The 20,690-nt window shown below is 44.5% G+C and carries 16 protein-coding genes and 2 tRNA genes; 4 read left to right on the plus strand and 14 right to left on the minus strand.

Features of this window, described 5'->3' with window-relative positions:
• Positions 1–3: 3 nt before the first annotated feature.
• From KIT51_14375 to KIT51_14395, 5 genes are all read right to left on the minus strand, one after another.
• Positions 4–1,902 carry an Ig-like domain-containing protein gene (locus tag KIT51_14375; GenBank protein UYN86042.1) on the minus strand — a complete coding sequence of 633 codons (1,899 nt, stop codon included), beginning with the start codon at positions 1,900–1,902 and terminating at the stop codon, positions 4–6.
• Positions 1,903–2,057: 155 nt separating this feature from the next.
• Entirely contained in the window at positions 2,058–3,305 is a 1,248-nt protein-coding gene (locus KIT51_14380) for an Ig-like domain-containing protein (GenBank protein UYN86043.1), read from the minus strand.
• Between the two features lie 41 nt (positions 3,306–3,346).
• Entirely contained in the window at positions 3,347–4,834 is a 1,488-nt protein-coding gene (locus KIT51_14385) for a RagB/SusD family nutrient uptake outer membrane protein (GenBank protein ID UYN86044.1), read from the minus strand.
• Between the two features lie 10 nt (positions 4,835–4,844).
• A complete protein-coding gene (locus tag KIT51_14390; GenBank protein UYN86045.1) occupies positions 4,845–7,823 on the minus strand; it encodes a TonB-dependent receptor in 2,979 nt (992 codons plus the stop codon).
• 276 nt (positions 7,824–8,099) lie between these two features.
• Positions 8,100–10,013 carry a transposase gene (locus tag KIT51_14395; GenBank protein ID UYN86046.1) on the minus strand — a complete coding sequence of 638 codons (1,914 nt, stop codon included), beginning with the start codon at positions 10,011–10,013 and terminating at the stop codon, positions 8,100–8,102.
• 154 nt (positions 10,014–10,167) lie between these two features.
• Between KIT51_14395 and KIT51_14400 the strand changes: the two genes are divergently transcribed.
• Positions 10,168–10,241, plus strand: a tRNA-Asn gene (locus KIT51_14400).
• A gap of 109 nt (positions 10,242–10,350) precedes the next feature.
• On the opposite strand, the gene KIT51_14405 is transcribed toward KIT51_14400, so the two are convergent.
• Positions 10,351–10,424 (minus strand) — tRNA-Arg (locus KIT51_14405).
• Positions 10,425–10,542: 118 nt separating this feature from the next.
• Between KIT51_14405 and KIT51_14410 the strand changes: the two genes are divergently transcribed.
• Positions 10,543–11,265, plus strand: a complete 723-nt coding sequence (locus KIT51_14410; GenBank protein ID UYN86047.1) for a hypothetical protein — start codon at positions 10,543–10,545, stop codon at positions 11,263–11,265.
• Positions 11,266–11,268: 3 nt separating this feature from the next.
• On the opposite strand, the gene KIT51_14415 is transcribed toward KIT51_14410, so the two are convergent.
• From KIT51_14415 to rpoN, 3 genes are read right to left on the minus strand one after another with little or no spacing between them, the layout of a single operon-like run.
• Positions 11,269–12,060: an enoyl-CoA hydratase/isomerase family protein gene (locus KIT51_14415; protein UYN86048.1), complete on the minus strand. Its 792-nt coding sequence runs from the start codon at positions 12,058–12,060 to the stop codon at positions 11,269–11,271.
• A 10-nt stretch (positions 12,061–12,070) separates the two neighbouring features.
• Positions 12,071–12,691: a hypothetical protein gene (locus KIT51_14420; GenBank protein ID UYN86049.1), complete on the minus strand. Its 621-nt coding sequence runs from the start codon at positions 12,689–12,691 to the stop codon at positions 12,071–12,073.
• A 2-nt stretch (positions 12,692–12,693) separates the two neighbouring features.
• Positions 12,694–14,148 carry an RNA polymerase factor sigma-54 gene (rpoN, locus tag KIT51_14425; GenBank protein UYN86050.1) on the minus strand — a complete coding sequence of 485 codons (1,455 nt, stop codon included), beginning with the start codon at positions 14,146–14,148 and terminating at the stop codon, positions 12,694–12,696.
• Between the two features lie 165 nt (positions 14,149–14,313).
• On the opposite strand from rpoN, the gene asnS reads away from it, so the two are divergent.
• Positions 14,314–15,768 (plus strand): asparagine--tRNA ligase, encoded by a 1,455-nt coding sequence (asnS, locus tag KIT51_14430; GenBank protein UYN86051.1) that lies wholly within the window; start codon positions 14,314–14,316, stop codon positions 15,766–15,768.
• A 90-nt stretch (positions 15,769–15,858) separates the two neighbouring features.
• Here asnS and KIT51_14435 read toward each other — a convergent pair whose 3' ends face one another.
• From KIT51_14435 to KIT51_14450, 4 genes are all read right to left on the minus strand, one after another.
• Positions 15,859–16,683, minus strand: a complete 825-nt coding sequence (locus KIT51_14435; GenBank protein UYN86052.1) for a universal stress protein — start codon at positions 16,681–16,683, stop codon at positions 15,859–15,861.
• An 85-nt stretch (positions 16,684–16,768) separates the two neighbouring features.
• The gene (locus KIT51_14440) at positions 16,769–17,173 is read right to left on the minus strand and encodes a DUF3052 family protein (protein ID UYN86053.1); all 405 of its coding nucleotides are present in this window, start codon (positions 17,171–17,173) and stop codon (positions 16,769–16,771) included.
• 56 nt (positions 17,174–17,229) lie between these two features.
• Positions 17,230–17,796 (minus strand): LPP20 family lipoprotein, encoded by a 567-nt coding sequence (locus KIT51_14445; protein UYN86054.1) that lies wholly within the window; start codon positions 17,794–17,796, stop codon positions 17,230–17,232.
• Positions 17,797–17,863: 67 nt separating this feature from the next.
• Positions 17,864–19,225, minus strand: coding sequence for an LPP20 family lipoprotein (locus tag KIT51_14450; protein ID UYN86055.1), 1,362 nt, complete (start codon positions 19,223–19,225; stop codon positions 17,864–17,866).
• Positions 19,226–19,361: 136 nt separating this feature from the next.
• Between KIT51_14450 and KIT51_14455 the strand changes: the two genes are divergently transcribed.
• Positions 19,362–19,865, plus strand: coding sequence for a hypothetical protein (locus KIT51_14455; protein UYN86056.1), 504 nt, complete (start codon positions 19,362–19,364; stop codon positions 19,863–19,865).
• A gap of 54 nt (positions 19,866–19,919) precedes the next feature.
• Here the strand turns inward: KIT51_14455 and KIT51_14460 are convergent, their stop codons facing one another.
• Positions 19,920–20,687 (minus strand): succinate dehydrogenase/fumarate reductase iron-sulfur subunit, encoded by a 768-nt coding sequence (locus KIT51_14460; GenBank protein UYN86057.1) that lies wholly within the window; start codon positions 20,685–20,687, stop codon positions 19,920–19,922.
• Positions 20,688–20,690: the final 3 nt, after the last annotated feature.

A 20,690-nucleotide genomic window follows, 5' to 3' on the forward strand; every position in this document is an offset into this window, starting at 1 on the left:
CTTTTAATTCGTAAGGCCAAGTGTTACCATTCCGCTTTGAACTTCCGGTGCCGACATAAATAAATCCCACAGCAACCCGGTGCGGTGGTTTTCAATCATTACGATTATCGGTCCTTGATCGATGGCCAGATATGAGTTGGCTGTCCAACCGGCTGTAACATTAAAGGCATCGTAAAATCCATATGTCCCCCATAGCCTGTCGCCAAGCGTATAGTAGAAAAATTTAAGGGCTTTCATCGACTCTTCTGGTGTGTAGGGAAATGATGAAAGTGCTGCTGTTGGAGTGATCACACCCAAATCGTTAGTAGGAGAATGAGCTGAATAGCCTGTGTGGTTATCACTGGCGGTAAGCCCCCAGTTTTCATCGCTGTAGCCCACAAAGTTTTTCGGATTTCGAATGCAGTAAGCCTGGTTAATTAACGAATGATTTCTGTTTTGAAGAAAGTAATCACTGCAGTAAGCGTCACTTAACCCATGCGGGTCAAGACCCAGAAACGAATAATGAGCAAAAAATAATGGACCTCCGGAAGGTGGTCCTAAAGGCAAAACAATACCCTCATAAGTATTTCCATTTTTCATTCCACCATTACTGGCCCAACCATTGTCATAAACAATTTTTGGGACACTATGCGTGGGTGACGAGGCCGCGAGCAAATAAATAATCAACGCTTCGTTCCAACCTTTAATCTGCAGGTTCATGGCCCAACCCTTGTCAGGTGACCAGTGCCAGTAAAGTGTGTTTTGGTTACCTCGCCTATACCAGTCCCATTCTACCGCATGCCACAAGGCATTGATGCGGTTAATGAGGCTATTTTCTGTGGGTACTGCTCCATCGAGGTATTGCCGGAACGCAATGAGGCCTTGAACCAGAAATGCAGTCTCCACCAGATCGGCCCCGTTATCATTGGTGCTGAACGGAATTACTTTACCGGTATTACCATCCAGCCAGTGTGGCCATACGCCATGAAAGCGATCGGCCGTTTCCAGAAAGGTCAGGATTTTATTCATTCGCTCCATTCCTTCGGCTCGTGAAATAAATCCGCGTTCAATGCCCACGATTATGCTCATAATACCAAAGCCTGATCCACCGGTAGTTACCAGGTTACCGGAGGTATTGCGCTCACGTGCCATACCACTGGCCGGGTGTGCAAAATCCCAGAAGTATTTAAAGGTTTGTTGCTGCACCAGGGTGAGTAAAGCTTCATCGCTGATCACCGGAAATTTTGGGGTGGGATCAACTTCGGTGTAGAAGTATTTTAAGAACTGAGAAAAGACTTCACCACCGGCTCCCGTCATTTCATGCGATACCCAAATTTGATGGCGGCTCAGATGCGCCAACGGTTCACTGGCGGTCATTGTAACAACCCTGTTGTTATCCGATAAGGAATAGTTTACCGCTATCAAACTGCCGGGGCCCAGTACCCGCAAATAGGAAGCATTTGCCTTGGATGGATCAATCGGATTGGAAAACCTCAGCGACACCGATGCCGTGCGACTGATATTAATGATGGGCGATTTCGCCAGGGACTCTACATCGTTAAACTTGAGCGAGGTTATGGTTAATGTGCCTGCTGCCGTAGTAAACGAAACGGTTACCCCTGGAAAGGTTTCTTCTTGTGCACCTTTCAACGTATTTGAAATTACCAAGTCATACTCGGTATTGAATAATAATGGTGATGAAGGGGTTGCTGAAAATGTTCGGTCGCTGTCAAGAAAAGCAAACGTTAAGGAAACGGGTGTTCCGTTCTTTTGCTTAAGCTGAATGCTGCTTTGCACGGATGGCTGGTCCAACCCTGTTGAAAATGTAGCGTTGACGGGTTGATCAAACGGAGCGTTGACATTATTACCTGGATTGGTTGTACTGAGTGTAAAACCTCCTATGCGCAGTTGGTTTAACTGCATAGAGGGCTTTGGGGGATCCTCGCTTGACGAACATGAGATTAACCCGGATAAAATAGAAAGAATCAAAAAACTTATATACCTGATCACGTTACATTTTTTAAATGATGAAGGTTCCCGTTTCCAGGAACCCTCAATCTATTTACAAACCTAAACGATTATGGCTTTCCTGAATTATACATTGCAGTTATTTCAGCTTGCGTAAGGGCTTTATGATAAATGATCAAGTCATCCATGAGGCCGTGGAAGTGGTTGGCTCCTGGAAAATCATAACCACCCCAAGGTTCTGCGTCCCACATGGTACCCGCACGGCTATGTATAAAACCAAGCGCTAATTCATTTACGACATCTGGTGCTTCACCCCTGTAACTAAGCCCTGTTGCAAACCTTGGGTTTGTACCGTCTGGCCATAGATCAAAGTCTTGTTCTTTAATCCGTTCTCCGTTCAGGTAAATAATTCCCTGGCGCGTTGTTGCATTGTACACAAACACATAATGCGCCCACTGGTCCTTAATAACCGTGTTCATACCGGCTGGTCGGAAATCTTTTGAGAATACCCAGCCTTGCCATCCTAAATTCCCTTCACCGTCTGCCCACAAATCTTCACCGAACTTACCTGCACCAGCCGGGTTTGTGTGTGCATAAGAGGCCGCTAGTTTAAAGCCATTGTAGCTTCCAAAAATTTCAAATTGGAACCCGTAAAAGGCGCCTAATCCTAAAACAAACTGACCCTTCTCTAACGAAGAATTTGGCTTTACCCATAAGCTCATCGTCCAACTACCGTTATTCATCAATTGGTCACCATTGGCATATTCAATAATACTCGTTGTTCCATTAAAACTTGCAGCCTTACCGGCATCCGCTTTACGACCGGCTACATACGTAATAGCCACAGTACCAGTGGCTGTTGGCGCACGATTTCCAATAATATCAACGGCATTGTCTTCAAAAGTCCAGTGTGCTACTGCACCCGGCACGGCAAAGGTACCTTCGGAAGTAAAGTTACGCTCAATGGCTGCAGTCAGTGTTTTACCCTCTGCACTCTTTAACCCTGCACCAAACGTGAGGATGAACAATGTGCCCGTGCTGAAATCAGTATTTGGGTTAATGGTAACTTCGGCACCATTTACGGAAATAGCTGCCGGGAAATTCTGGCTATCAAACTGGCGCACCAATGAAATTGCTGAGTTTGCCGTAGCCGCATCAACGGCAACATTAAATGTTGCTACAATATTGGCCCCTACTGGTATGCCTGTAGCACTGGTTGCTGCATTTAAGTCAATTCCGTTTGCAGTAAGGCTAACCAACGCCAGCGCTGGTGGCTCATCATCGTTACATCCCACCATGGTGGTGGCAAGCACTGCGGCTACCGCCAGCACACTCATCATCCATTTTACTTTTTTCATAGTTGTGAAATTTAATTTAGGTTAAACGTTTATTTGATTTATTAATTTTCCCATCCGGGATTTTGGGTCAAAGCATTTTGTGTTAAGTCAATTTCGGTTTGCGGTATGGGCAACAATTCATGCTTTCCGGCAACAAAACCCAATGGGCCCAGCACAGTTGCAGCTTTGTTGGTGCGCACCAAATCCCAGAAGCGATGACCTTCCAGTGCAAGCTCTACCCTGCGCTCATGCAGGATGATATTCCGGAGCAAATCTTTGTTGGTCTCGGTTACATCCGGCAGCAATGCCGGGTTACCATGACGAGCCCGTTGACGCACCCGGTTCAGGTGTATTAACGCCTGGGCAGCATTGTTATTTTCGTTTAAAGCTTCAGCCGCAATAAGCAGTACATCAGCAAACCGGATAAACCTGCGGTTATGGCCAAACGATGGCGGCACGGTTACCCCCGGTGTCCATACTTTCTGATTGTAGCATTCAATTTCTTCCTGTCCGTGTGAATCAACCGATACATCGGGTGTAGCAGCATCTCCTAAAATGGTAACACCATCCAACACTTCGCCTAAAAAAATCACGGTGGCCTGCAGGCGCGGATCGCCCGGTTCAAAGTCATCGCGTAAATTTTTTGTAGGCCTGTTAAACCCCCAACCACGATTCGGATTTCCCCTAACGCCTTGAACATTACCATACTGGTTGCCACCGTTTGCCAAACCCTCGGCACCAAACGCGGCCACTTCAAAAACTGATTCAATGCCGTGCTCACCTGAAACACTGTTGGCATCTTCAAAATCAGGTTCAAGATTATACTCGCCTGAGTTGATTACTTCGAGTGCATAAGTTGCCGCTGCTGGAAAATTTCCGCGAAACAAATACACCTTGGCCAGTAATGATTTTGCCGCACCTTTTGTTGCCCTTCCTAAATCTGAAACACTGGTGTACTCCGATTTTTCCGGAAGGTTGCTCACGGCAAACAACAGGTCGTCAATAATCAACTCATAAATTTCATCAACGCTGCTTCGTGGCAAAACAACAGGATCAACGGTTACAAGTTTTGGAACCCCGCCCCACGCACGCACGAGGTCGAAGTAAAAAAATGCACGCAAAAACCTGGCTTCCGCCACATAGCGGTTACGGAGTGTTTCGTTCATGGTTATTAGCGGAACTTTTTCAATAACTACGTTGGCACGCCTTACGGCTTTGTACAAAGTATTCCACCACCGAAGTATGGCCCCTTCGGTTTTAATGTGTTCAAATCGGTCAAATGGGCCGATCGTTGCCGAAGCATCATCGGGATTGCTTCCTTTGTTGGTATCATCCGACATGATGTCCAGGATTGGAAACAAGCCCGAATTGAAATTCGATTCACGGATTGTATTATATACTGCGTTGGTGGCCAACAGGGCATCCTGCGCTGTAGTTGGAAAATTTGTTTGCGTTAAGTTGCCTTGCGGTGGCTTTTCTAAAAAGTCTTCACACGACATAGGAACCAAGGCCAACACCAGACATACGAATAGTAACTTTCTGCTCTTCATAATCATCGTGTTAAAAAGTCAAGTTTAAACCAACAGAGAAAATGCGCGGAATAGGATAGGTTCCTCCATCAATACCATTCAATACGGGGTTACCACTGACAATTTCAGGTGTGTACCCGGTAAATTTGCTGAGCGTAAACAGGTTTGTTGACCGCACATAAGCACGTGCCGTTTTCATGCCCACCCTGCTCACCAGGGCTTGTGGCAACGTATAGCCTACTGAAATGTTGCGCATACGAAGGAACGATCCATCATAGAGATAGCGCGAAGAAGGTTCGTAATTAACACCTCCATTGGATGGCCGGGGTTCTGTATTGCTGGTGCCTTCGCCATCCCAGAAACTAAAATACCTGCGTTCAAAATTGTACGGGTCGGGCCGTACAATTTCCTTTCCGTTAAAAATTTTATTGCCGCCCTGTGCCTGTATGTCCAGGGCAAGGTCGAAGTTTTTATAAGCAAGGTTAATATTCAAACCCAACAGGTACTTAGGGATAGGAGAACCGAGGTATGTACGATCGGCCGGGGTGAGGAAACCATCTCCATTTACATCCTCAAATTTTAAATCACCAACACCCGTACTCGATAAGTGCGGATAAGCATTGAGTTCAGCGGCATTTTGGAAAACACCAATTACGCGATAACCGTAAAACGCACCAATAGGCCTACCCGGTATGGTTTGGGTTACTTGCCTGCCACCAAATAGTCCGATAAGTTGTTCATCGCTACCGCCCGTTCCACTTATTTTTTTGGTTTCGTTATGAATGGTTGTGCCTACCAAGCCCACGCTGTATTTCAGAGGGCCCAGTTCACTGCTCCAATTCAAATTCAATTCAATGCCCCTGTTTAAAACCTCACCTGCGTTAAATGTAATAACCGCACCATCGCCATTTCCATAATAGCCCGGAACGGCCAGGTCAATGAGAATATCTTTCGTAGTACGGTGGTAATAATCAATCTCAGCCGTCAACTTATCTTCAAAGAATCCAAGCTCAGCTCCAATATCCAATTGGTGGGTAGTTTCCCATTTCAAATTGGGGTTACCGGCCACACCATAGGTGGCACCCGGGTAAATCACATCAGGGCCGAACAACGCATTTATGCCGTTTAAAACGAGGGAATATTGTCGTTCGTAATTGATTTTTTCATTACCGATGATTCCCCAACTCGCCCTGAACTTCAGGTTGGATAGCAATTTTGTTCCTTGCATGAATTGTTCGTTGATCGCATTCCAGCCCACACCAAAAGAAGGGAAGTTTCCATACTGGTTGGCTTTTGTAAACTTGGATGAACCGTCCCTGCGGAACGTAGCCGTTAATAAATAACGGTTATCGTACGTGTAGTTAACCCTGAACAAATACGATAACATGGAAAAATTAAAATTGGGGTTAACGCCATTGCTTGCAAAGTTGTTGCTCACCAGGTTTGGGAATATGTTCACATACCAGAAATCCTCACCGGGGCGTAACAAATTTTCGGCCCCCAGAAAAACTGATTCAGAAGAAGATTCCTGCAAGGTGTAACCGGCCACTGCATTTACGCGGTGTTTTTTAATTTCGCGTTGATAGCTCAAGGTGTTTTCCCATAACCAATCCACACGGTCGTTATAGCCTTTACCCAAATCATCAGTAGCGTTTTGTTGTTGCGGGTTTACAAAGAATATCGGTGTGTAACTTCTGGACTTGTTGTATTCAAGATCAACACCAAAACTTGAACGGAATGTAAATCCCTTTAAAAAATCTACCTCGGCATACAGGTTATTAACGCTTCGCAAACCTTTATTAAACGAGTTTGTGTACTCAATATCGGCCAAAACATTACCAACACCCGGCACAGGCGAATAAGATCCGTCCGTTTGAAAAGGAGTAATGGTTGGCCAGGCGCGGTACGCAACAAAAACCGCATTGCCCGCAGTGTTCTGTTGATTATACGGTGTAAAAGACAGGTTGCTGCCCATACGAACAGTTTTGGAAATGTGGGCAATGTTGTTGAAGCGAAGGGTAACACGTTCAAAATTCGATTTGGGGATTATGCCTTCCTGATTGAAGTAACTTAATGAGGTGAAGTATTGGAATTTTTCAGACCCCCCGGCAACCGACACCTGGTAGTTTTGGATGGGCGCTGTTTGAAAAATTAAATCCTGCCAATCGGTGTTGGGCACAGCATCAATGTTATTGTAAGTGCCTGGGTTTATTTTGTTGCGCACAATGGCGTACTCGCGACCATTCAATAAATCAATCTTTTGCGGTAAGTCTTGAATGCTGTACTCCGCTGATACATTAATTATAGGATAGGCAGCCGATGTACTGCCCCGTTTAGTAGTTACAATGATTACTCCGTTTGCTCCTCGCGCACCATAAATTGCCGTTGCGGATGCATCCTTTAGTACTTCCATAGATTCAATATCGGCAGCATTAAGAAAGTCGATGTTCTGAAGGATAACACCATCAACAACGAATATTGGTGAAGAGTCATTGAAAGTTCCTATGCCCCTGATGCGCACAAATGAGCCCGCGCCAGGTGCGCCCGAAGTATTGGCAATTTGAACCCCAGCCACTTTGCCCTGTAATGATTGAATAGGGTTAATAGCCGGTACAGTGGTTAACTGGCTGCCCCGCACCGAAGAAACTGAGCCTGTTAAATCAGACTTACGCACGGTTCCATACCCCACCACAACAACCTCATCCAATGAGGTAGCCTCAGGTTCCAGCACAACATTGACCGTTTCCCTTCCCAATAGTTGAACCGACTGAGTGCGGTAACCTACAAAAGTGAAGACCAAGGTATTCTCAGCCGCATCAACATCAATGGAGTAGGAACCGTTAGCATCTGTAGCCGTGCCTTTGGCCGTACCCTGAACGATTACATTTACGCCCGGAAGTGGCATTCCATCATCTGAACCGGTTACCCGGCCCCGAACTACCCGCGTTTGCGACCACCCTTCAGCGGCCACAAAAAGCAGGAAAACCGATAGTAGTAAAAGTCTGATCATAAACAGGTTGTATTAGATTTCGGGGACCGAATAAGAACCACTGTACCAAATCAACTGGCTGTCATTCGCCCTGAACGCAATAGAAAGTTTGACAAAGACAAATAAACTTGAAATATTTTTTCGTTAAATCAACCATTTTGAATGGTGGTTTATGGCTTAATCCATAGGTCGATTTCCCACAAAAAAAACATTGATAATGAGGCTAAAAAACCCAATTTGCGCAACATTGGCAGTTGCAATTACCTAATAAAAGCAATACTTCGAAAACGATTGCTTTCAGGAAAATTTTTCAATGGTTTGCAAGGTTTTAGGCTCAAGTTGGTGCGAAGCCGGGATTTCGAGGATAACCTCTTCCCATCGCGATAGCATAGGCTTTTTGTGCTTTTTTTCAAGGTCAGTTATGCGTGTTTTAACCTTGGTTTTGAATGCCCAAACGGTATTAGTACCCAAATCAAGCTTCTGTGCCAGGGCTTCCAGCGTACTCCCCCTCTTTCCGTTTACGGTTAAGTAAGCTATGTAAAATGCCTTTTCAATCGGAAACTTTAGCCCTTGGAATATGGTAAAGGCGGTTATGGATTCATTGTACCCACAACGCGAACATCTTCGGGCAAATTTGGCAGCACCATTAAAGAATTTCTCATTGCCACATTTTTTACACGAAAATCCGTTCTCCCATTTCAGGTTTTCCAGAAAGCGGTAACAGGAAAGATTATCCGGGTATAATGTTTTGAACTGCGCATAATCCATGGTCTTTTCTTGCAAGCGTTCATTCAAAACTTCCTTTATTTTACCCTTCAATTTCCAGTTATCCAGGTCAAGCATGGAGTTGATCTTATTCAGTTTATCGGCCTGTTGAACCAACGTTCTATTCGAATCTTCCAACTCCCTGTTCTTTTGGTCAAGCTCCAGGGTACGCTCATGTACCTTTTCTTCCAACTCGCGGTTAACCTTATCTTTCAATTGCATATTCAGTTCGTGCTGGTGTATAATCCTACGCAGTGCACGGTCGCGCATATCTTTTAATATCCGGATGCGGTCGCCCAATGCAAACGTCAGGAACAGCATCTCAAGCACAAAGGCAAAATGAAGACTGTAATGTGAGACGGTGGTGAATGGAAGCACATTGAAGTACACCATCATGCGCAAAAAGAAACCCGTAAACAATATTCCATAAGCAATTACAAAAAAACGGGCGGGCTTGTAACCACCGCGCCAAACGGTAATGGCTGTGTAAAAAATCAGCGAAAGCGGAATGATATCAGGATTTCGGTACGTTAAAAACTGTGGAAAGAAAAGCAGTTCAACAACAAATACGAGTGTGCGAACAATGAGCATCCAAAACAAGGCTTTATCAAGCTGTGGGGCATTGGCTTTTGTGCTTAAAAATTTTCGGGTAAAAATCAGTGCCCAGGCAATGAGCGAATACAGGAAAACCCCAACAGCATAATTATTCCAATCGGGGTGGTTAGGCCACAGGTATTGAAACCCGATACCATCCATACTCATGGCATAACCCGCTACACTTAATATGTAACAGATATAAAAGATGTTTTTAATCTCACGGATAGCGAGGTAAACAAGAAAGTTGTACAAGGTTATGATGAGGATCATCCCATAGAAGGTTCCGAACAAAAAGTATTCGTTTAGGGCATAGTACACAAAGCGGTTAACCGACCGAAGCGCAATGCGTATATCGGCAAACTCATGCGAACGCACTTTAAAATAGTACACCATCACGGTATCGCGTTGCATATCCAGTTGAATCTCGAAATTCTTGTGAAGGAAAAGTCTGTTCGAGAACGGATGCTGGTCGCCCATATTTACAATCCGGTAGGCACCATCATTTTGGGGGATGTACGCCTCAATATGATCGATCGTCTGATCATAAAATTCCAGGAGCCAAATTTTTTGGGATGTGGTGGTGTGGCGGATAGGAAGCCTTATCCAGTATGCTGCATTGGTTTTAAAATCCACATTCTGGTAGTTGGTGTGCGCTTTAAACCGGTTGGAAAATTCAACCGATGAAATCTCAATAAACGTTAGCCTGTCAGCCGGGTCGACAAAATAGGTAAGTTCATAAGGCATGAAATTGCGTTCCTCTACAGCATCATCAATTTCAAAGGGAGCTTGTGCCCCTACCGAAAACCATCCTGCCAGCAAGCCCAAAAAAAGTATTGATCTCACGTTCATAGTCCCTGCTACCGGTTTGGAAGCTACGGAAGAAAATCTATCCACACAATGCATAACGCCTGAAGGGTCGGATGGAATAAAATATGGCTTGCGTTTGGATTTTATCCCCCCAGAGCCTTAATATTGCACTCCCAAAATTGGTAAGTTAAACGATTCCTCCTTAGCTCAGCTGGTTAGAGCATCTGACTGTTAATCAGAGGGTCCTTGGTTCAAGTCCAAGAGGAGGAGCTAAAAATCCCGCATATGCGGGATTTTTTTTGCAGCTGGTAAATCACCCTAACCCTTTAGCCGAAAAATAAAAAATCCCGGCCATCGTTTGATAACCGGGATCGGGTCGTGCACTCGCAGGGATTCAAACCCCGAACCTTCTGATCCGTAGTCAGATGCTCTATTCAGTTGAGCTACGAGTGCAGGTTCCAAAATTGGATTGCAAATGTAATTAATAAATCTAACCGGCAAAAAACACTTTTTTGCCCCACCAACCAAAAAGCCTATTTTTGACGCTTTATTTAAACCCAACGAAATCGCGATGTTTAAAAAGATAGCCCTTGTTGTTTTTGTTGCCGCACTGGTGCAGTCGGCTGTTGGCCAATCAACCAACGAAACCAACGTGCGAAAAGGCAGGCCTGATATACCCGGCACCTTTCTTATAGATTTTGGGCTGAATTTCCCAACCGATAACAAGGTAGGTTTCAACACCGGTGTCTGGGGATCGCGTACCCTTAACCTATATTATATGCTCGACAAACGCATCGGGCAATCTAAATTCAGTGTACATCCCGGTGGTGGTTTCGGACTGGAGCGTTATAAATTCAACAACGAAAAAACACTTGGGTACATTGCGGGCCCAAGCAGCCCGTTTGATACGTTGCGGATGATACAAGGCCCATTAGGGACTAAAAAGTCGCAACTCATTACCAACTACCTCGATGCATTGGTAGAAGTTCGTTTCAGTACAAACCCAAACGACCCGGCCCGGAGTTTTAAAGTTGCCTTAGGTTTTAAAGCCGGTGCCTTGTTCGATTCGTTTACTAAATTGAAATACAGTGAGAACGGGGAAGTGAAAAAACTTAAAAGCAAACAAGATTTCAATTTGAATCCATTCCGATACGGTGCCACTTTGCGAGTAGGGGCTGGTAATTTTAACCTGTTTGGCTACTACAGCCTAACACCGCTATTTAAAGATGGAAAAGGCCCTGACCAAACCGAGATTACAAACTTTACGGTTGGGCTTTCGCTGGCAGGTTTTTAAAAACTACTTTCCGGTAAAAGCTGGTTTTCTCTTTTCAAGAAAGGCAGTAACACCCTCCCGGTAATCAGTTGAGGTGCCGGCAATCTCCTGGCAGTAAGCTTCGTAATCAAGCATTTCATCAAGCGTTGAATGCGTTGAGCGGTTTAGCATTTTTTTGATGATGCCAATTGATTTGGTTGGTGCTTTGGCAAAATAATCCGTGTAAAATTTCACCGCATCATCAAGCTGCGCAGCAGGAACAACTTTATTGATCAGCCCGATTGATTGGGCTTCCGTGGCACTAACCCGCGAACCCATACTGCACATTTCAAAAGCTTTAACCGAACCAACCATACGCGGCAAGAAAAAGGACGAGCCTGAATCGGGCACCAGCCCGATATTTATAAAAACCTCTATAAAAGTTGCTTCTTCGGCAGCCACAATCACATCGCAAGCCAACGCCAACGAGCACCCTGCACCAGCAGCTACACCGTTAACCCGCCCTACAATAGGTTTAGGAAGCTCACGCATGGCGCTAATGATAGGGTTATATCGCTTATGGAGTGATTGAAGAAACGAGCGCTTTTGGCTGCCCGAAGCCGCCTTGAGATCCTGGCCTGAACAAAAGGCCTTGCCTTCACCGGTAAGCACAACAACACGCACCTGGTTGTCCCTGGCTACAAGTTTCAAGGCGTCTTGCAGTTCGAACGTTATTTCATCGTTTAGCGCGTTATAAACTTCCGGGCGATTTAAGGTAATGCAGGCAACGCCTTCGTTTACATTGAATTTTAAAAATTGAAACGTACTCATGTGCATTTGTTTTATTTCAGAACAGGATTATCATCCCAAAAAAACCAATAGAAAAACCCACTACCGACCCCACCAATACCTCGCGCGGTGTGTGCGCATTTAATTGCAAACGGGCCGACATGACTACCCCTGCAACAACCAATGCTACCAGTGTTGCACTAAATATAGCATTATCGTCAATAACCTTGTTCAGTGGAAGCAGTATGCCGATAACCCCCCACACCCCTACGCTGTGTATGCTTGCTTTATAAAAAAACGTAATGAGCAGGGAAAATATCACCAACCCATCAATAATGATGATCAGGTTAAAGACATTATCACCCAGGCTGATTTTAAATTTGCTGGACAATAAATAGGTAAAAACGGCATACAGCAAGGCAATCATGGCAAAAGGCCTGATCCGCTCCTTTCGGTTAACCATGGACACGTCTTTTACCACACCCAATAACCGAAACAACCCAACATTAACAGCGGGCAATAAAAAAGTCATTAAAAAAAGCAGCGTCAGAAAGGCATCGATTGACTGGACAAACGGGTATAACAACGCAGGTGAAACAGCAGCCAGCAATGCAAACAGGTAGGTAGGCATAAGCAGCGGATGGAAAATAATAGAAATAATTCGTGCTGTTGTATCCACCCTTACAATTCTTTTCGTAAACGGGCCACGGGTATATTTAACTGCTCGCGGTATTTGGCCACCGTTCTGCGCGCAATGTTATATCCCTTTTCATTTAGTATGGTTTCGAGTTTATCGTCCGAAAAAGGCTTTGATTTATCCTCACTGTCAATTATTTCCTTAATGATCTGTTTAACCTCGCGACTACTCACCTCTTCTCCCGAATCCGTGGAAATGCCTTCCGAAAAGAAATACTTGAGTTGATATATCCCAAAATCGGTTTGAACAGATTTGCTGCTGGCAACCCGTGAAACCGTGGAGATATCCATATTAATCATCTGCGCAATGTCTTTCAAAATCATCGGGCGGAGTTTTGTCTCATCTCCTTCCTGAAAGAAATCATATTGAAAATCAACAATAGCTTTCATGGTTTTTAGAAGGGTTTGTTGCCGTTGCTTGATGGCATCAATAAACCACTTGGCTGCATCCAGCTTTTGCTTCACAAAGGTTACCGCTTCTTTAAGCTTTTTATCTTTCTTGTCGCCCTTATCGTAAGCTTTAAACATTTCTGTATACGACCGGCTAATGCGCAGCTCGGGGGCATTGCGCGAATTCAGCGCCAATTCCAGCTTGCCATTGTTGTTGGTTAAAATAAAATCGGGGATGATGACCTGGTTTTTAACCATACCCGATGAGCTTCCACTTCCAGGTTTTGGGTTTAATCTGATGATCAGTTCAACGGCATCGCGTACAAACTCTTCGTCTTCTGTGCCCAGTTTCTTTTGAATTTTTTGATAATGCTTCTTTGTAAACTCATCAAAGCAATCCGATATAATTTTCTTGGCCACGGCCACGTCAATATCGTGTCCGTTATCCATCCGGTCGAGTTGAAGCAGCAAGCATTCCTGAAGGTTACGTGCGGCAATGCCGGGCGGGTCAAAAGTCTGGATTTTCTTCAGTATGCTTTCAACTTCCTCCAGGGTAGTTTCAATCCCTTGCGCAAAGGCAAGGTCGTTAACAATAGCTTCCAGGTCGCGCCTGATGTAACCATCGGCTTCAATGCTGCCTACCAATTGCTTACCGATAGCTTCCTGGTGCTCGTTTAAACCCAGGTAGCCCAGTTGGGTCATTAATTGTTCATGTAAACTGGTGCCCATGGGTATGGGCATTTCGCGGTCGTCATCATCGTCACCACCGCCATCGCTTTGTGTCTTATAGCTGCTGTACTCGTCATCGCGCAGGTAGTCTTTAATATCGATTTCATCCTCTCCGCCCGAGGTCTCCTGGTACTCTTCCTCATCCTGTTTCTCGTCAGCCTGTGGTTCATCGGCTCCCTCTTCAAGGGCAGGGTTAATTTCAAGCTCCTCTTCAATGCGGCTTTCCAACTCGGCTGTAGGTACCTGCAGAAGCTTGATAAATTGTATCTGCTGCGGGGAAAGCTTTTGTTGTAACGATTGGTTTAACCCTAGTTTTTGCATTGCGCGTATCCCGATTTCACAAGTTCTTTCATATAGGGCAAATTTATACAAACGGTTTATACCATAAAATTTAGGGCAATCAGCTTTGCCCTTAGCAAAGTGATTAAGCCAATCTTTTGAATAAACTCACAAATTGCCGTTTTTTGCGCCTCGTTAGTACAGCTTATGAATCGAACCAAAATAAAAGAACTGCTTACCACTTCGCCCTCCGGGCAATTGGTAAAGGCTATGGGGTGGGTACGCACATTTCGGAATAACCAATTTATCTCGCTCAATGATGGCTCTTCCATCCAAAACCTACAAGCCGTTGTTGCCCTAAACTCGCTGGCAGAGGCTACACTTAAACGGATAACAACCGGAGCCTGCATTTCGGTTACTGGCGAACTTGTAGCCTCACCTGCCAAAGGCCAGGCGGTTGAACTGAAAGTAACAGAACTTGAAATTTTAGGCGATTGCGATGCTGAAAAATATCCCCTTCAACCCAAAAAGCATTCGTTGGAGTTTTTACGGGAAATTGCCCATTTACGGTCCCGCACCAATACCTTTAGTGCGGTAATGCGCGTAAGGCACGCCATGGCTTTTGCCGTACATAAGTTCTTTAACGACCGTGGTTTCTTTTATATACACACACCCATTATAACCGGATCGGATGCAGAAGGTGCGGGGGCCATGTTCCGTGTTACTACCCTCGACCTTAACAATCCCCCCAAGGATGAAAATGGCCACGTAAATTTTAAAGAAGATTTTTTTGGTCGCGAAACCAACCTCACTGTTTCCGGGCAGCTTGAGGTTGAAACCTATGCCATGGGTTTATCGGAAACCTATACCTTCGGGCCAACTTTCCGGGCAGAAAATTCCAACACTACCCGTCACCTGGCGGAATTTTGGATGATTGAACCCGAGATGGCCTTTTACGATATCAACGATAACATGGCCTTGGCCGAGGCCTTTCTGAAATACCTATGCCAATATGCTTTGGATAACTGTGCCGAAGACCTTGAGTTTTTGGACAAACGTGCAAAGGAAGAAGAGCTTGTAAAGCCGCAAGATCAACGCAGCGAACTTGGTTTGATTGAGCGTTTAAAATTTGTTGCGGAAAATGAATTTCAAAAACTTACCTACACCGAGGCCTTTGAAATATTAAAAAATTCGAACCCCAACAAGAAAAAGAAGTTTCAATACCTGATTGAAAATTGGGGCGTTGATTTGCAATCAGAACATGAGCGCTACCTGGTAGAAAAACATTTTAAAAAGCCGGTTATTCTTTACAACTACCCGGCTGCCATCAAAGCCTTTTACATGCGCCAAAATGATGAGGCCATCCAGCCAGGCGGACAAAGAAAAACCGTAGCCGCCATGGATGTGTTGTTTCCTGGCATTGGTGAAATTATTGGTGGGTCGCAACGTGAAGAACGCTATGACAAACTGGTAATGCGTATACAGGAGTTAGGGCTGCCTGAAAAAGAACTCTGGTGGTATCTTGATTTACGCAAATTTGGTTCAGCACCCCATAGCGGTTTTGGATTGGGCTTTGAGCGTCTCATTCAATTTGTTACCGGCATGACAAACATCAGGGATGTAATTCCTTTCCCTCGTTTCCCGGGCAATGCAGAGTTCTGATTCTTGAGAAAATTACCTGGTTATCACCACGCAGCACTTGTAAAGGTCATAGTGGCCTTTGGTCGCGTTGACCACAAAGTAAAAAACTAACTACTTACTTTTGAAGGCCAGCAGCGGAGCATTGTTTAAAAAGCTTAGTTGCTTGGTAACGCTGGGTTTCACAAGCTTTTCGAAAAAGGTATGCTTGTGCGGAAACATGGTAAGCATATCAATTTTGATTTTTGTTACGTAATCGCTTAGTGAGGGAACTGCCTTTTTATTCACGAGCACTCGAACAAGCACATTTTTATAGCCAACTTTGGCAACGGCCTTATCGATCTTTTCTTCAGCCGCCAGTGCTGCTGTCCTGTCCTCGGCCACATGCACGACATGAATAACCGGTTTTTCGCTACCTACAACACCGATCAGTGTTTTCAACTCCTTTTGTGTATTCAACAGGTCAGAAGCATACACCACCGATTTCAGTTTTTTGAATTTGGCTTCTGCCGGGATTGCCAGGACCGGGATACTGCTGGCTTCAAGCATGGAAGCTGTGTTGCTTCCCATCACAACTTTCTTCAAGCCAGAGGCACCGTGTGTGCCCATAATAATCAGGTTCGATTTATTCTTCCTGGCAAATTTTGCTACGGTATCAACAAATGAAGCACCTTGTTCAATGGCATGTTTAACAGGTTTACCTCCCTTATTCATTTTGTTTACCTCTACCAGCAAAGCATCAAAATCTTCGTGTGCTATTTTTACCAGTTCATCAATTAATGAACTCAGTCGCAAACGCATACTGGCAGCATGCTGGGCAACATCAATAACATGCAACAGGGTTACTTTTCCGTTCATTTTTTTGGCCATATCCAAAGCATACCGGATGGCCACCTTCGATAAGTCTGAGAAATCCGTTGGAACTAAAATGTTTAGCATTGCTTCATGTATTTTGGTACATCCAATTTGCAGAAAAAGGCTGAATCCACCTAACACGGTAGGTCAGTTTGTGTGCTGATTTATATCAGCGGTCGGTAAGCCGAAAAACAAATTTAAGCCCGGACCAGGTATCGTTTACTGCGCATACCTTTACATCCACTAAACCATTCTTTAGCCCAAAATCCCGTATTATGTTTTCGTTAAGATCGGTTGGCAGTTTTGAAGTTTTCTTTGGCCATGAAACCCACAACATGCCGTTTTTGCCAAGGTACCTTTTTGCATGCAGGAATGCCTTTTCAAAATCCACCCTTCTATCCGTAAAAAGATGAACCATATCCACTTCTCCCTTTAACTTTTCCATAACCGTAAGATGGTCAGGTAAAGGGCTTATCAGGTCAAAATAATCGTTCAAAGGGTTTAAAATATAAATCCTGAAGCCGGATTTTATACCCAGCTTTTTATTTAGGGGCGTTCCTGAATAGCCGGCCATAATTAAAAAACCCTGACGGTTACCGTCAGGGTTGGAGTTTTATTGGGAGGGTCGTGTTAGCGGTTGCCCATTTTTTCCATTTCCTTTTCAAAAGTTTGCTTAAACTTTTCGTAATCGTAATCGATTTTCAGGCGTTCTTCTTTTGAAAGGCTTTCGTGGTATTTGGATACAATGTCGCTGGCTGAAAGTTCAATTGCCACATACGTTTTGAAATTCCCTTTGTCAGTCTTCACTTGCTTTTCGCAGATGGTTTTAATACCCGACAAGGTTTGGTTAACGATGGTACGGTTCAACTGCTCAAAGCGTTCCTCGAGTTCTTCTTTGTTATTAAACTCTCGGGAAATCAGATAATTGTCGGTTACCGTTTTCACGGTTGATTGGATGCTGGCTGCCAATTCAGCACGGGCATTGTCCATGGCCTTCTTTTTAGAAGCCACTAAGTCCATGCTTTCACCCAACGAATTTGCCCTGAAGAATTTGTTGTTGGTAAAATAATCAGAGCCTGAACATGGAATATTTACTTCCACTTCGCCTTTCGGCAATTTTTCTTTTCCCTTACAACCTATCATTACGGCACCAGCCAGTGCAAACAGGAAGAGCGATGAATACGATAACTTTTTCATATGGATCAATTTTGGTTCTGGAGTTTACTTATACAATTATGAGACCAATTTAGGCAAAGGCTGTTAATTATTGTAAAACATTGTTCAATAGTTCAGCCATGTGCTCTTTTTCAAGTGTTTCTATGGCTTTATTGTAAGCATCCTGGCTCGAGCGATCATAATCCAGGCCGTATCCTTTTATACGATCCAGTGTTGTGGCATAGATTACGCGACCTTCACGCGCTTCCGTAACACGGATTACACCCGTTAAAAATGTTATATAGATGCTGCCGGAAACAGAACCCTTCTCAGAGTCTGCATTCACTTCCATCAACAGGTCAGCGCGTTGCCGATTGTTGGTAAATTCAAACCCTGCATTGGTAAGCAAATTTTTTAACCGGTTGGCAATCTGTGTCGAGTTTTTACCAATGCCCAACGATTTTTCAGTAGCCTCCAGGTAAACTACCGGGCGTTGAACTTTAAGGATTACCTGAGAGCCCGGTGCCTTAAGTGTTGAGGCAATCAAATTGTAAACCAACGAACCACTGGAGCCGCTAAGTGCATCGATGTTGAGCTTTACGCCCACCGTTTGTTCCAATTCGCGCGAAGTAATTTTATTTAACAGGATTTTTGCGCGACCTTGTTCATCGGTAATGTAGTCTGGAAAAACATCGCCCTGTCCCTTTTCAAAAGCCGCCCTCAACGGAAAATTAATTGCGGGTAGCCTGGTATCGGTAAAAAAAGCCTGAGCGGTAACAGACTGTCCATTAACATTCATCCGCCTGTTTATGGACATTTCAGTCGGTTCAACCTGTACCTGTACTTTACTCAACATGGATTTTATTGAGGCATAGAGCTCGTTTGTCAAAAGAACTTCGCGGTCATCTATTTTTACCGGTATTGGTTCGCCTAAATATTTTTCAACGCTGCGAAATGCCTGAAAATAGAAACTGATGGCCTGCAACCTGGTACCCTCCTGTTCGGCCTTACGGGCCTTGGTGAAAAAATCGGTTGCCAGCGTTACGGCATTGCGCTTTTGTTCTTCTTTTATCTGGCGGTAGCGCTCTTTCGACAATCGCAAATACACCCAATAATTCCGTTCATCTTCATAAGCCCCAACCTGCTCAAATTCTTCAATTTCATCGGCAGCCGATGTTTGTATGATTTGTTCATAACGTTCTTGGAAATCCTTGCGGTTTTCTTCCAGTGTGCTAAGTATCGAGGTGCTGGACACGGTTACCTTTATCTGCGAAACAAGGTCGTCTAAAGCGCTCTTTTTTGCCGCTTGCACATAATTGTTTGTACCGTCTTTAAAACTTTGCCCCACACCAGTATAGTAACGAGGCTCGTTAAGTTGTCCGGTAAGCCACGCAGGTTTAGGGTCAACCGGCTGTACCTTGGGGCTACAGGAAAAAAGAATCAAAAAAAACAATGTTATAATGCGGCTCACGAAATTTTTCGTTGATTTAACACGTTACAATTATGCTACTTCTGTGCCAAATTTTGAGGCTCTGAGCAAATCTAAGCCAAAATGATTATAAAAGTTGGTCGCGGATTTTTAATTTAGTGTGAAAATAATAAGGATTATGAGAACGTTCGTGGCGATTGTTTTAGGGATAGTACTGGTAGCCTGTCAGGAGAACCAACCCGCATTATCTGAATTTACCGGCAATGAGATAACCTACACCCTTCAGCCAGGGTCAGTTTATCCGATCAGTGGGTTGGTAACTTTTAAAGAACGGAAAGATGGTACCACAACTGTTGTCGTCAGCTTAGATGGAACCGAGGGGAATGTTCTTCTACCGGTTCATGTTCACCTTGGCGATATTAGTGCGGCCGATGCCGATGTAGCAGCCCTGCTTAACCCGGTTTTAGGGAAATCCGGAAAAAGTGAAACCCGCTTGGCCAAACTTGCCAGCGAAGAATCCATTTCGTATACAGATTTAATCAACCTAAATGCTTGTATTAAAATCCACCTTGCTGAATCAGGCCCTGACCGCGACATTATTTTAGCGGGAGGGAATATTGGTGCTGCAGCTTTACAAGGCGATGGAAGCCGGATGGACATTAGTGTTTGCAAAAGTGAATAGAAAAAAATTCAATCGTGATAAATAAAAATGCCCTGATTTCCTCAGGGCATTTTTTTATTCACCTCCGCCTACCTGCCATTCATACGAACTCACCATAGAGGCATAATACTCGCGGTTCATCCGGGCAATGTTGGTCACGCTTATACCTTTCGGGCACTCCGCTTCACAAGCCTTTGTATTGGTACAGGCACCAAAACCTTCGGCATCCATTTGGGCAACCATACGCTCCACGCGCTCTTTGCGTTCAGGCTTGCCTTGTGGCAATAAAGCAAACTGCGAAACTTTAGCACTAACAAAGAGCATGGCTGAAGCATTTTTGCACGCTGCAACACATGCGCCACAACCAATACAGGTTGCTGCATCGAAAGCTTCATCGGCAATTTTCTTTGGAATAGGGATTTCATTGGCATCAGGCACCCCTCCGGTATTTACCGAAACATAACCTCCAGCCTGTTGGATCCTGTCAAATGCACTGCGATCAACGACCAGGTCTTTTATAACCGGAAAGGCCTTTGCCCGCCATGGTTCAATGGTAATAGTCTCACCATCTTTGAAACTGCGCATATGCAATTGGCACGTTGTGGTTTGAAGCGGCCCGTGCGGATGACCATTAATGTACAATGAGCACATACCGCAAATGCCTTCGCGGCAATCATGATCAAAATGAACAGGTTCCTCTCCTTTTTTGATCAGGTCGGTGTTTAACACATCCAACATCTCCAGAAATGACATGTCGGGTGATGCATGATCATGCTGGTAGGTTTTGAAACCTCCCTTATCATTTGGTCCTTTTTGTCTCCAGATCTTTAATGTAACCTTCATATT

It is taken from the genome of Cyclobacteriaceae bacterium, from assembly GCA_025808415.1.
Taxonomy (GTDB): domain Bacteria; phylum Bacteroidota; class Bacteroidia; order Cytophagales; family Cyclobacteriaceae; genus UBA2336.

Bases quoted from the DNA above. Each gene is read 5' to 3' on its own strand.
- KIT51_14375 (UYN86042.1), bottom strand. From the start codon at position 1,902: ATGCAGTTAAACCAACTGCGCATAGGAGGTTTTACACTCAGTACAACC.
- KIT51_14380 (UYN86043.1), bottom strand. From the start codon at position 3,305: ATGAAAAAAGTAAAATGGATGATGAGTGTGCTGGCGGTAGCCGCAGTG.
- KIT51_14385 (UYN86044.1), bottom strand. From the start codon at position 4,834: ATGAAGAGCAGAAAGTTACTATTCGTATGTCTGGTGTTGGCCTTGGTT.
- KIT51_14390 (UYN86045.1), bottom strand. From the start codon at position 7,823: ATGATCAGACTTTTACTACTATCGGTTTTCCTGCTTTTTGTGGCCGCT.
- KIT51_14395 (UYN86046.1), bottom strand. From the start codon at position 10,013: ATGAACGTGAGATCAATACTTTTTTTGGGCTTGCTGGCAGGATGGTTT.
- KIT51_14410 (UYN86047.1), top strand. From the start codon at position 10,543: ATGTTTAAAAAGATAGCCCTTGTTGTTTTTGTTGCCGCACTGGTGCAG.
- KIT51_14415 (UYN86048.1), bottom strand. From the start codon at position 12,060: ATGCACATGAGTACGTTTCAATTTTTAAAATTCAATGTAAACGAAGGC.
- rpoN (UYN86050.1), bottom strand. From the start codon at position 14,148: ATGCAAAAACTAGGGTTAAACCAATCGTTACAACAAAAGCTTTCCCCG.
- asnS (UYN86051.1), top strand. From the start codon at position 14,314: ATGAATCGAACCAAAATAAAAGAACTGCTTACCACTTCGCCCTCCGGG.
- KIT51_14435 (UYN86052.1), bottom strand. From the start codon at position 16,683: ATGCTAAACATTTTAGTTCCAACGGATTTCTCAGACTTATCGAAGGTG.
- KIT51_14440 (UYN86053.1), bottom strand. From the start codon at position 17,173: ATGGCCGGCTATTCAGGAACGCCCCTAAATAAAAAGCTGGGTATAAAA.
- KIT51_14445 (UYN86054.1), bottom strand. From the start codon at position 17,796: ATGAAAAAGTTATCGTATTCATCGCTCTTCCTGTTTGCACTGGCTGGT.
- KIT51_14455 (UYN86056.1), top strand. From the start codon at position 19,362: ATGAGAACGTTCGTGGCGATTGTTTTAGGGATAGTACTGGTAGCCTGT.
- KIT51_14460 (UYN86057.1), bottom strand. From the start codon at position 20,687: ATGAAGGTTACATTAAAGATCTGGAGACAAAAAGGACCAAATGATAAG.